This is a genomic window from uncultured Acinetobacter sp., assembly GCF_947624825.1.
Classification (GTDB): Bacteria; Pseudomonadota; Gammaproteobacteria; order Pseudomonadales; family Moraxellaceae; genus Acinetobacter.
This window is the reverse complement of the sequence record NZ_CANQLZ010000035.1, coordinates 20,267-32,201: the sequence shown is the minus strand read 5'-3', so window position 1 is coordinate 32,201 and position 11,935 is coordinate 20,267. Positions and strand designations below refer to the sequence as shown.

The 11,935-nt window shown below is 40.5% G+C and carries 13 protein-coding genes and 1 pseudogene; 10 read left to right on the top strand and 4 right to left on the bottom strand.

The features are described 5' to 3' along the window. Nucleotides 1–432, top strand: a pseudogene (locus tag Q0017_RS09265) (hypothetical protein); the annotation flags it as partial. Continuing rightward, on the top strand, nucleotides 425–1,114 hold the full coding sequence (locus Q0017_RS09260; RefSeq protein WP_298145769.1) for an HNH endonuclease: 690 nt from the start codon (nucleotides 425–427) through the stop codon (nucleotides 1,112–1,114). The pseudogene Q0017_RS09265 and the gene Q0017_RS09260, both read left to right, overlap by 8 nt. Before the next feature lie 113 nt (nucleotides 1,115–1,227). On the opposite strand, the gene Q0017_RS09255 is transcribed toward Q0017_RS09260, so the two are convergent. After that, complete coding sequence (locus Q0017_RS09255) at nucleotides 1,228–2,253, bottom strand: molecular chaperone DnaJ (RefSeq protein ID WP_298145766.1); 1,026 nt, start codon at nucleotides 2,251–2,253, stop codon at nucleotides 1,228–1,230. Nucleotides 2,254–2,417: 164 nt separating this feature from the next. Here Q0017_RS09255 and Q0017_RS09250 point away from each other — a divergent pair, with 164 nt between their 5' ends. The 5 genes from Q0017_RS09250 (at nucleotide 2,418) to Q0017_RS09230 (ending at nucleotide 6,466) form a co-directional block, all read left to right on the top strand. Then, the gene (locus tag Q0017_RS09250) at nucleotides 2,418–3,095 is read left to right on the top strand and encodes a DUF421 domain-containing protein (protein ID WP_298145763.1); all 678 of its coding nucleotides are present in this window, start codon (nucleotides 2,418–2,420) and stop codon (nucleotides 3,093–3,095) included. A gap of 239 nt (nucleotides 3,096–3,334) precedes the next feature. Beyond that, nucleotides 3,335–4,249, top strand: a complete 915-nt coding sequence (locus Q0017_RS09245) for a transporter substrate-binding domain-containing protein (RefSeq protein ID WP_298145761.1) — start codon at nucleotides 3,335–3,337, stop codon at nucleotides 4,247–4,249. 50 nt (nucleotides 4,250–4,299) lie between these two features. Further along, the gene (locus Q0017_RS09240) at nucleotides 4,300–5,046 is read left to right on the top strand and encodes an amino acid ABC transporter permease (protein ID WP_298145758.1); all 747 of its coding nucleotides are present in this window, start codon (nucleotides 4,300–4,302) and stop codon (nucleotides 5,044–5,046) included. Further along, on the top strand, nucleotides 5,046–5,729 hold the full coding sequence (locus Q0017_RS09235; RefSeq protein ID WP_298145756.1) for an ABC transporter permease subunit: 684 nt from the start codon (nucleotides 5,046–5,048) through the stop codon (nucleotides 5,727–5,729). Before Q0017_RS09240 ends, Q0017_RS09235 begins: the two co-directional genes overlap by 1 nt. 11 nt (nucleotides 5,730–5,740) lie before the next feature. Next, nucleotides 5,741–6,466 (top strand): amino acid ABC transporter ATP-binding protein, encoded by a 726-nt coding sequence (locus Q0017_RS09230; protein ID WP_298145775.1) that lies wholly within the window; start codon nucleotides 5,741–5,743, stop codon nucleotides 6,464–6,466. On the opposite strand, the gene Q0017_RS09225 is transcribed toward Q0017_RS09230, so the two are convergent. From Q0017_RS09225 to Q0017_RS09215, 3 genes are all read right to left on the bottom strand, one after another. Continuing rightward, nucleotides 6,463–7,155 (bottom strand): HAD family hydrolase, encoded by a 693-nt coding sequence (locus Q0017_RS09225; RefSeq protein WP_298145754.1) that lies wholly within the window; start codon nucleotides 7,153–7,155, stop codon nucleotides 6,463–6,465. The genes Q0017_RS09230 and Q0017_RS09225 overlap by 4 nt on opposite strands. 122 nt (nucleotides 7,156–7,277) lie before the next feature. After that, complete coding sequence (locus Q0017_RS09220; RefSeq protein WP_298145751.1) at nucleotides 7,278–8,417, bottom strand: porin; 1,140 nt, start codon at nucleotides 8,415–8,417, stop codon at nucleotides 7,278–7,280. Nucleotides 8,418–8,526: 109 nt separating this feature from the next. Next, nucleotides 8,527–9,738, bottom strand: coding sequence for an MFS transporter (locus Q0017_RS09215; protein ID WP_298145748.1), 1,212 nt, complete (start codon nucleotides 9,736–9,738; stop codon nucleotides 8,527–8,529). Nucleotides 9,739–9,841: 103 nt separating this feature from the next. Here Q0017_RS09215 and Q0017_RS09210 point away from each other — a divergent pair, with 103 nt between their 5' ends. From Q0017_RS09210 to Q0017_RS09200, 3 genes are all read left to right on the top strand, one after another. Next, on the top strand, nucleotides 9,842–10,453 hold the full coding sequence (locus tag Q0017_RS09210) for a 1-acyl-sn-glycerol-3-phosphate acyltransferase (protein ID WP_298145744.1): 612 nt from the start codon (nucleotides 9,842–9,844) through the stop codon (nucleotides 10,451–10,453). 117 nt (nucleotides 10,454–10,570) lie between these two features. Then, complete coding sequence (locus Q0017_RS09205) at nucleotides 10,571–11,038, top strand: NfeD family protein (RefSeq protein ID WP_298145741.1); 468 nt, start codon at nucleotides 10,571–10,573, stop codon at nucleotides 11,036–11,038. Nucleotides 11,039–11,043: 5 nt separating this feature from the next. Further along, nucleotides 11,044–11,898: an SPFH domain-containing protein gene (locus Q0017_RS09200; RefSeq protein WP_298145738.1), complete on the top strand. Its 855-nt coding sequence runs from the start codon at nucleotides 11,044–11,046 to the stop codon at nucleotides 11,896–11,898. Nucleotides 11,899–11,935 lie beyond the last annotated feature (37 nt).

The window sequence follows — 11,935 nt, the reverse complement described above, 5'->3', positions numbered from 1 at the left end:
CAGGGGTATATTTTACTTTTTTCATCGGGACATTCTCTCAGAAAGTTTGGTCTCCGACAAACCCGGTACGGTTCATTCATTGTAAGCACTCACTCACCTTTTGTTATTACATCTTCAGACAATAAGACTGTCGTTTATGATATTTCTAATAATGAATTTATTGAAGAAGATTTAAGTCGATATTCTTATGAATCTGTCATCAAGGGATTATTCCACGTAAATCCTATTAGTGTAGAAACTAAAGAATTAACTGAAATATTAAAAAATCTTCTAAATAAAAATCCGACTAATTTTGAAGCTATAAGATCTATTATTAGAAAATTAATTCCATTAGAGGAAAATAATAAATTAGATAAAAAATTGAGAAATTTATATTTACAGGCAATTAATCTACTTTTAGATCATGATCAGTTGGAGGATCTAGATGTTTAAAGTATCCAAATCTGCTAGACCAACGGATTGGACTACTAAGAACTATAAAGATTCCGTGGTTGTTCAGCAATTAAAAAAAGATTTTCATGGTAAATGCTATATTTGTGAACAGAAACATTTCCAAAACCTAAATGTTGAACATTTCATTCCACATTTAGATGATGAAACACTTAAGCTTGATTGGAACAATCTCTATTACGCCTGTTCACGTTGTAACGCTATTAAAAATAAGTTTCACAATGATATGTTAGATTGCTGTAATCCAGATCACTTAGTTGAGGAATGGATAAATGTTTATTACACGAATCCTGATGATGACGTTCAGGTAGTTAATACATGTCCTACTAACAATACTTACTACACAAAAGCTGAGAGTTCTAAAGAGTTAATTTTTAAATCTTTTAACAATGCAAACAGTGGCATTCAAGAAATCAGCAAAGAGGATTTAAGAGAAAAAGTTATTGACGTACACAATGATTTTTTGAAATTAAGAACTAAATTCTTGCGTAAATTAGATGATTGGTCAGATGAGAAAAAAATCCAAAAAGCTAATGACATTAAAAGACGTTTACAGTCACATTATACTTTTTCTGCCGTACTCCGTGGATATTTAGAAAAAGACTCTAGATTAAAAAACGCCTTAGACGATGTTGAAAAGCTACAGCAGCAAGAATCCGCGTAGTTTCCATATTACCTCTCCCAAGTGGAGAGGGGGAAATTACAGTGTATTTACATCTTATTGGATACACAAACAGAATTCCCTCTCCTTTAAGGAGAGGGCTAGGGAGAGGTAAATTATAGGACTTGATGCTCTAACAACATCTCTAACCCACTCTCTTTCCCCATATACATCAATCTTTGCTTTTCTGCTTTTAACTGTTGCTTCACCACAGACACATCCGCATCAATCTGTTTATACAACTGTTCAATATTCAGTTGCCCTTTCGACTTTTGTACTGCAATTTTGGCTTTGTCTGACCAAACCAATGATTCAATTAATGCTTGAATTTGGCTCTTTAGGGCTTGGCTTTGTGCTTGTAAAGCTTGCTCATAAAATTTGACTTGTTCGGTACTTAAACCTTTATTTGCACCTGTTTTACTTTGTTCTACTTCTAGTTGCATTTTGAGTAAAAAGAATAAATCTTCTTGTTCATAGGCTGCATTGGCACGTTGTAACAGCTCGGTCTTTTCCACTTTTTTGGCTTCATCAGGTTCACGGTCAGGGTGAATGATCGAAGCAATTTTTAAATACATGGTTTTTAAAGATTGATTGACTAACATTGAAGCCTTAGCGTGTTTATCCTGCGCTCGTTTTAATTTGGCTTGGGCTTTTGCCTGTTGGTATTGGTCACTGTTCCAATCATCCAACTCATCTTCAATCACTAAATTTTCAGCTTTATCAAAAGTATCTATATTTTTCTGCTTGGTTTTTTTCTTGGTATATTCATTGGCTTGCATATAGTAAGCATGCATCTTTTGCACTTCATCTATTTGCTGTTGAGTTAACAGCTGTGAGCCTTGTAATAAACCCGCCAAAGCTTGAATTTTATCTTCAATCGTCGCTGTATCGGTTTTGCTCAAACGATAAAGATTGAGGCTATGCCACAATGTCTGCATTTGTTCATACAGCGTGGTATACAGTTCTCTATACGCGGGCATCAGCGCCTTTTGGCTATAAGCACGAATCTCATCTTGTGCCTGTTGCCATGCCAACAATAAACGCTTTTGCTGTTCAATTTCATCAATTAAACGATTCAGCTTTTTATGCTGTGGGGAAACGTCCAAAATAGTTTGTGGCGTGGTTTTGAGTGCAAAAGACATGATTGATCTAAACAAAAAAAGTCACACCATTATGCCCCTTCACCTTTGATGAAACCATCCTAAAATATACGGCTTTGCTTACACACAAATTTCACAAAAATGCTTATATGACAGATCGGCTAAATTGCTACAGTCCATAAAACAATAAAGTATGAGATTAAAACATGGATCTGCAACAGCTGTTTATTCACGACACCACCTTCAGCTTTGGCTTAGAAATCGTGCTGCGCTGTATGCTGATGTATTTATTGATTATTGTATTTTTACGTTTAACCGGTAAACGGGGTATACGCCAGCTGTCCATTTTTGAAGTGGCAATTTTATTGGCTTTGGGTTCAATCTCAGGCGACCCCATGTTTGATGCAGATATTCCAATCTTACAAGCATTATTGGTGATGAGTGTGGTGATTGTGATGTATCGCCTGACTACATTTTTAATGATGAAGTATCAGCCGTTTGAAGATTTAATTGAGGGCAAAGCTTTATATATTGTTGAAGATGGCATGTTGGTATTAGATCAAATTCGGCATGGCAAAATGTCGCATGATGAGTTCTTTGCCGAAATGCGTCAGCAAGGCGTTGAACATTTAGGACAAGTGCGCGTGGCATTGTTAGAAAGTGACGGCAAGTTAAGCCTGTTATTTTATCCCAATCACGAGGTACGCTACGGCTTAGCTCTATTTCCTAAAGCCATCCAACCGCTTCATAAAGTTCATGCCAATGTACAATATGCCTGCACCCATTGTGGTTTTGTCAGCACTTTAAGCGTACTCCATAGCCCATGCTTACGCTGTGGTTGCACTATCTGGAGTGAAGCCATCAATCCTATACGCGTCACCTAAACAAGCTTTGATTGCGGAATATTGCCTGAGTATAAACATCATCCGTTTGCTTGGCATAGCCCTTGCTTCAGTTGTTCATTCATTAGACATACTGTTTTTGCTTGAGCTAAAAATCGCCACAAAATAGTGCTTGAGCTTGCAATCTGATCTCGCTTAAGATGAAAAAAGCTGCATTTTTAGGCAGTTTTTATCTTTTTGATGCAATACATACCCCATAAACAAAAAATAGAGGAATAAGAATGTTAAAAAAATTATGCTGCTTGGCAGCAGTACTTGCTGTCACGGCGTGTAGTAATGATCAAACTACAAAAACCAACACCCAGACTGCCACCACATCAGGCACTTTAGATAAAATTAAGCAATCAGGTACGGTGGTGTTAGGTTATCGTGATTCATCCATTCCATTTTCTTATATTGCCGATAATCCAAATCAACCGGTGGGCTTTGCCCATGACCTACAACTGCAAGTGGTTGAAGCCTTAAAAAAACAGCTCAATCAACCAGATTTAAAAATTCGTTATAACTTAGTCACCAGTCAAAACCGTATTCCTTTGGTGTCTAATGGCACGGTCGATTTAGAATGTGGCTCCACCACCAATAATAAAGAACGCCAACAACAAGTGGATTTCTCAGTTGGTTTCTTCCAAGTGGGTTCACGTTTACTGACTAAAACCGACTCAGGCATTCAAGATTTTGCCGATTTAAAAGGTAAAAAGTTAGTCACCACCGCAGGCACCACTTCAGAGCGTTATATCCGTCAGCATGAAAAAGAATTAGGTATTGGTGAAGTAATTTCTGCCAAAGACCATGCCGAATCATTCTTAATGCTACAAAATGGTCGTGCAGCAGCTTTTATGATGGATGACATTTTATTGGCAGGTGAAAAATCCAAAGCCAAAGACCCAAATCAATGGGTGATTGTTGGCACGGCGCCTATTCAAGAAATCTATGGTTGTATGGTGCGTAAAGGCGATGTCGGCTTTAAAAAGGTGGTGGATGATGCCATTAAAGCCACTTATGCTTCAGGTCAAATCAATGACATATATAAAACATGGTTTGAGCAACCCATTGCACCCAAAAATATTAATTTAAACTTCCCAATGTCTGATGCCCTCAAAGCCTTAATTGCCAACCCACACGACCGTGATCAATAAGATTGATCCTGCTTAAAGCCAGTTTTTGGCTTTAGGCATAAGGAGAGCCTATGAATTATAGTTGGAATTGGGGCGTATTATGGCAAGCCACTGGTGTAGCTGACACCACCTATTTAGATTGGTTAATTACTGGTTTAGGTTGGCTGTTTGTGATTGCCGTGGTGGCATGGAGCATTGCTTTAGTGTTGGGCAGTGTACTTGGCATTATGCGCACCCTGCCAAGCCAAACGGCACGCGCGATTGGCACAGGCTATGTGACTTTATTTCGCAATGTGCCATTACTGATTCAGTTGTTTATTTGGTTTTATGTGGTGCCAAATTTTTTACCCGATGCAATTCAAACTTGGTGGATCAATGATTTAGGTGCCAATACCACAGCACTGATTTCAGCCAGTGTAGGTTTAGGTTTATTTACCGCAGCAAGGGTCTGTGAACAAGTCCGCACTGGGATTGAAGCCATACCATGCGGTCAAATTAATGCCGGTTATGCTATGGGGTTTTCAACTTTTCAGTTATACCGTTACATTATTTTACCGCAGTCGTTTCGGATGATTTTGCCGCCGTTAAGCTCAGAGCTGACCAATTGCGTTAAAAATACATCCATCGCCTCGTTAGTGGGTGTGGCAGAAATCATTTCACAAATGAAAACCATTAGTGAATACACCCAAAATACCATTGAGATTTATACCTACGTTACCCTGGTGTTTATTGTCATTAATGTCTGCTTGATTCAAGGCATGAATCTACTGGAAAAACGTTTACGTATTCCAGGACTCATGACAGGAGGGTCTAAATAATGGAATGGCTCACTGTTTTTTTCAGCGACTTACAATCCTCCTACCCTGCGCTGTGGCATGGTTTTAGTATCACTTTAAAAGTGTTGGTGTTTGCCACAGTCGGCGGTATTTTAATTGGTACGCTACTGGCTTTAATGCGTTTATCGTCGATTAAAATTTTTAATCTGTTTGCACAAAGCTACGTCAATTTATTTCGCTCTATTCCGCTGCTTTTGGTTTTAATGTGGTTTTATTTTGCCGTACCGTTTATCTATACCGGCATTACCGGCAAATACTTAAACATGGACACTGCTTTGGTATCCAGTATTGTGGCATTTATGCTGTTTGAAGCTGCTTATTTTGCCGAGATTGTACGTGCAGGGATTCAATCCATTCCCAAAGGACAAAGTGCAGCAGCGGCAGCGCTTGGCATGAGCTATAGCCAATCAATGCGTTTTATTATTTTGCCGCAAGCATTTCGCAAAATGACGCCGTTATTATTACAACAAAGTATTATTTTATTTCAAGATTCCACCATGGTCTATGCCATTGGGCTGCTCGATTTCTTTAGAACCACCTATGTCCGTGGTGACCTTATGGCGCTACTGACACAATATATTTTATTTGCCGGTTTGGTGTACTTTAGTTTCAGTCTACTTGCAACATTCTTGGTGAAAAAACTGCAACAAAGGTTACGCGTATGACACAACCCTCAATGATTGATATTCAAAACATCAGTAAATGGTATGGCGACTTTCAAGTTTTAACCGACTGCAACACCCAAATTCGCCAAGGTGAAGTAGTGGTGGTATGCGGTCCTTCAGGTTCAGGTAAATCAACCCTGATTAAAACCGTCAATGGTTTAGAGCCTTTTCAACAAGGCGACATTGTGGTGGATGGTTTAGCTTTAAAAGACCCTAAAACCAATTTAAACCAACTGCGTAGTCGCGTGGGTATGGTGTTTCAACATTTTGAATTATTTCCACATTTAAGTATTCAAGAAAATCTGAGCATTGCGCAAGTCAAAGTCTTAGGTCGCAGTCAAGATGAAGCACTTAAAAAAGGCTTGGCCTATTTAGATCGTGTGGGTTTAAGCCAACATGCCAAAAAATATCCAGCCGAACTCTCAGGCGGTCAACAACAACGTGTGGCGATTGCCCGTGCCCTATGCATGGACCCGATTGCCATGTTATTTGATGAACCTACCTCTGCGCTTGACCCTGAGATGATTAATGAGGTGTTAGACGTTATGGTAGAACTTGCTAAAGATGGTATGACCATGATGTGTGTGACCCATGAAATGGGCTTTGCCCGTCAAGTAGCACATCGCATTATTTTTATGGATCAAGGCAAAATCATTGAAGATTGCTCTAAAGATGAGTTTTTTAATACCCAGCGTAGTGAACGTGCCCAACATTTCTTAGAGAAAATTTTACATTAAGGCTCAAGATGGTACCAAAGTTCAGCCAAATGTTGGATTTTGGCCACCTTGAATGGCTGTATGTTTGCATGAAAACCTTGTAACCACACAGCGCGCATACCGGCTTGTTGTGCGCCGTGTATATCATTCACAGGATGGTCGCCTACAAATACACACTCATGTGCCGCAAGGTCTAAAGCATGTGCCGTATGTAAAAAAATCTCAGCATTGGGTTTGGCAACCCCAACAAGCTCTGAGCTATGCACCACATCAAAATGATCTAAAAAGCCCAAACCTTGTAAAATATTGAGCCGACTTTGATGCTTGCCATTAGAAATCACACCAAGTTTAAAGCCTTGTTGCTTGAGCTGTTGAAGTAAGGCTTGCGCACCCAACATAGGCACAGCACATGTGCCAAAATGTTTAAACCAAAATTGGGTGAGCTCATCTAAATGTGGTGTATGCGTCCATAGCAATTGGTGTTGTAATGCATAAGCCACCGACGCAGCAATACTAGAATGGGTCAGCAATTGTTTTTGAGGATAACCACCTTGATCAATGTGTTTGATAATGGCTGTTATGGCGGTCATTTGATCATGTGCCAAGGACTGAGCATAAGCTTGATGTAAATAGCGACTATACGCCTCTATGCTTAAATCACGATGGGTTAAGGTGTTGTCTAAATCAAATAAAACCGCTCGGATCGCCATACATCATCTACCTTAAAACAAGCCTGAATTTACCATGGTCTTGACTTAAGCTTTAGACTGTTTTTTGCGATCCTTAACACAAAAACAATAAAGGCATCTGATGATGCCTTTATTTCAATCCTTTAGAATTTGTATTCTAAACCCGTACCCAATAATAGCTGTTTATCTTCTTGGCTGGCTTGTTCAATGGTTAAATAACCTGCATGCGCATAGGCTTTTACTTGCTTAGAAAATGCGTAATCGGCACCTGTTAAAATTTGCTGTACTTCATAATCTGCTGTTGCGTCATTAAAGCTCACCACATTTTGACTATATTGTGCTTTAACTGTCCATGCTTGAGCTTGGGGTAATTTGTATTCAGCACCCAATAACCACGCTTGGGCTTGATCAATATTTTTGAGCAATGCATCTTGATCGGCTTTTTCACCTGAATTGTGATCGGCAATTTCAGACACTTGATATAAAGCACGTAACGATACGCCATTGTCCAAATTGACACGCGCAATGGCACGTAAGTTATCTGCAGCTGCAATCACATTACGATCAGCCGTGACTGCACGATCTTGTGCATTTAAAAAACCACGGCTTAAAAAACGGCTTGGCATGGATTGATCATAGGCGACACCTGCAAGCCATGTTGGTTGGCTATAGAGCAACGAAGATGACCAAGAATCACCCAAACCACGACCAGCAACTGCATAACCGCCTTTACTGGCTTTAATACGCTCTTCACCTTCACCGGTAGCCAATTGTACTTTGGCATCTAATTGACCATTGGCAATTTTCATACTGGGTGCTTCATACACCACGCTATTATCAACACGGGTTTCACCCGCCATCATGCCATGAATATCGGCATTGTTTTCAACATAGTTATTAAAGCTATCGACTTGGCTGGAAAGCTGTTTGAGTGGCGTGTCGATCTTACCGAGTTTAATCGCACCTAAGTGCTGATCTTTTAAACCTATAAAAATATTACGCGGTACAAAAGTATCATTGCTACCACTTTGACCATCATCACCATACAAAGTAAATTCGGCTTGATATAAGGCATTTAAACGTGAATTAAGCTTGGCATCGCCTTTTAAACCTAAGAATGAATTATTTGAGCTTAATTCTGTGACATCACGATCACGCCCGTTGGCATTGTCTTCTTTTAAATAGTCGATACTTAAATCAATTTCACCATAAAAGGTCGGTGCTGCCATGCTGGTTGCGCTAAGACTTGAAAGTACCAAGATTGCAGCCAATTTCGCTTTCATGCAAATATTCCTAAATATCAAAGAAGCGCAAATATTACAGTTAAGTGACAAACAACAAAAAGGATTAATTTTTAATTTTGATATATATTTTAATGATTTAGATTGTTTTTTAAGCGCTATAATGTTTTTTCCAGCGATATATTGGATAAAGACTAACAAGCCCTAAACCCAGTAAGAGTATAAAATAATCAACATAACCTAGCGCATCTGCTGCAATACCACTGAGCACATACAACACACCACTCACCGTCGCCATAATCGATACTTGTACGGTAAAATCTGTACCTGCCCATGCCGGACGACTGTAATGCATAATCAAGCTAAGCATGACCACCAACAACATACTGGCCAGTAAATCTTCTATGGCATGTAAGCTATACATTAACCACGGCGCCATACGGTATTGTTGCTCAAGTGCATAAGCCAGCCCGATGTAACCCAACAAGGTGCTTAATTTTAGCCACGATAAAATACACAACGCCCTACTACGGGAGCAATATTTAAGTAATAGAGCACCTAAAGCCGCGCCAAGTAAAGCTGCAACTGCCCCAAGTCCACTAATATATAAACCAATCTGTTGTAGGCTCAGCCCTACATCTACCAACAAGGCTTTAATGATGGCACCGCTTAGCCCATCGACCACTTTAAAACTGAGCAACACCCCAAGCCACGCCCAGAGTTCAGGGCGAATTTTTAGATCACGCAGATAAGCTTTGACATCAAAACGCGATGGGCTTTTTGAGCGATGAGGGGCTAAAGAAGATGGTTGATACAACAGGATGGGCAGCGTGTTGAGCGCAACCAATAGTGCTAAGCCTAAAAATATACTGTGCCATTGCCACACATCAATCAGCCACAGCAACACACCACCACCCACAATAAACCCAAGCCGTGAGCCAATCACTTGTAAGCTACTGCCCCAATGCTGTTGCTGAGCATGCAAGCTGCATACTGCCAAACCATCGGTGGCAATATCTTGACTGGCAGCTGCCATATTCATCACAAACAACACCACAAAAAATACCACCAACAGATTGCCGTGTTGCAACTGATGAATAGGCACATAAGCCAAAATAATCAGGCTAATACACAGCAACAGCTGTAAGCCTATAATCCACTGTCGGTACTGCCCAACGCGATCAATCATAGGTGCCCACAGCACTTTAATTGACCATGGCAGCATTAACAGTCCAAAGCCACCAATGTGTGCAAGTGACAGCCCTTCATGGCGCAAAATCACCGGTAAAGCATGGGTCATAAAACCCACCGGCAAACCTTGCGCCCAATACAATGAAAACAACAACACATAAATAGATGGCATACGTTTAAAAACTAGGCATTAGGTGCAAAGGCACATTTTGCCGCTATATTTTTTAGCTGAAAAGCCTAAAATATAAAGGTTGTAAATCAAGCAAGGATTTTGCATGTCCAGATTGCCGGTTTTGCCTGATTTAGTGCCAAGACGTGATGGCAGTTTCAGTCAAAAGTTTTTTAAGCAATTGTATTTAGCCCAAGGCTGGCAATTTAAAGGAGAATTTCCCAATCTTGCCAAAGCGGTTGCCATTGTTCTGCCACATACCTCTAATCTTGATGGTTGGTATGGCTTTAACTTTGTGGTGGCGATGGATTTAAAAATTCAGATCTTTGCCAAAGCGAGCCTCTTTAACACCCCGCTTAAGCCCTTGCTCAATTGGCTTGATGTTATTCCTGTACAACGCCATGCTGCACAAGGCTTGACCCAGCAAATCATTGCAGAGATTCAAAAACGCGAGCAAATTTGGGTGGGTATGACCCCAGAAGGCACCAGACACAATGCCACAGACTTTAAACGCGGCTTTTATCATATTGCCTTGGGCGCTCAAGTGCCGATTGTGATGTTTGCAATGGACTATGCCAACAAAACCATTTATTGCTTAGGTACATATTGCCCAACTGGTGATTATGAGGCTGATTTAGAAAAAATTTTAGCTTTATATGCAGGTAAAATTTCTGCCAAACATCCGCAACGCTTGGCGAAACCCTTGCAAAAGCACTAAAGAGCATCTTCAATCAAAGCGCATGATGGCGCTTTTTTTGCTTTCAATAGGCATTAAATTTTGAGCACATGTATGCCTATGCTACAGTCAAATCTTCCTCCCATGTAGGAGATACATATGTTGATCCTTGAGCCTTGGCATTGGTTTGCCTTAGGTATTTTACTCATTTTAGCCGAGCTGATCTTGCCGTCTTTTGCCGCCCTTTGGTTTGGTGTAGCCGCCATTTTGGTCAGCTTGATTTATTGGTTAGTGCCCAGTTTAAGTCCAAGCTTGCAACTGATTTTATGGATTATTTTTTCAGTGAGCGCCACTTTTGCATGGTTTAGATGGATCAAACCGTTGTCCATTGACAAAACCAAAGCCGGCTTATCGCGCGAAGCAACCATTGGTCAAGTGGGCATGGTGATCGAAACGCATTTAAGCCACGAACATATCAAAGTACGTTTTGCTGTGCCGGTATTAGGCGCCGATGAATGGCAATGTCGCAGCACTCATCCTGTTACAGTGGGCGAGCGGGTTCGCGTCATCGATATTTTAGGCAATGACCTCTTGATTGAACCCCATAACATACAACAACGAGATTAAATGACATGTCGATTACCACGATTATTGTTTTTATTTTATTGGCTTTTGTCGCCGTTACCATTTTTAAAGGGGTACGCATTGTACCGCAAGGTTATAAATGGATCGTACAGCGCCTAGGTAAATACCACACCACCTTACAACCGGGCTTAAACTTTGTCATTCCTTATGTAGATGAAGTGGCGTATAAAGTCACCACCAAAGATATTGTGTTAGATATTCCATCACAAGAAGTGATTACCCGTGATAACGCGGTCTTGCTCATGAATGCTGTGGCGTATATTAATTTAACCACACCTGAAAAAGCCGTATATGGCATTGAAAACTATTCATGGGCGATTCAAAACATGGTGCAAACGTCACTGCGTTCAATTGTGGGTGAAATGGATCTCGATGATGCCTTGTCTTCGCGTGATCATATTAAAGCCAAGCTGAAAGCCGCCATTTCCGATGATATTTCTGATTGGGGCATTACCTTAAAAACGGTCGAAATTCAGGATATTAAACCATCACACACCATGCAAACCGCGATGGAAGAACAAGCTGCGGCAGAACGTCAACGTCGTGCTACAGTCACCAAAGCCGATGGTGAAAAACAAGCGGCAATTTTAGAAGCAGACGGTCGTTTAGAAGCGTCACGCCGTGATGCAGAAGCACAAGTGGTATTGGCCCAAGCCTCGCAAAAAGCCATTGAAATGGTGTCATCGGCTGTAGGTGACAAGGAAATTCCTGTGGCCTATTTATTGGGTGAGCAATATGTCAAAGCCATGCAAGATATGGCCAAATCCAACAATGCCAAAACTGTGGTGTTACCTGCTGACATCCTCAGCACCATTCGCGGCGTGATGGGACAAAATCGTTAAATTTGAGTTTAATCAACAACATGCTGTTTATAAAAAA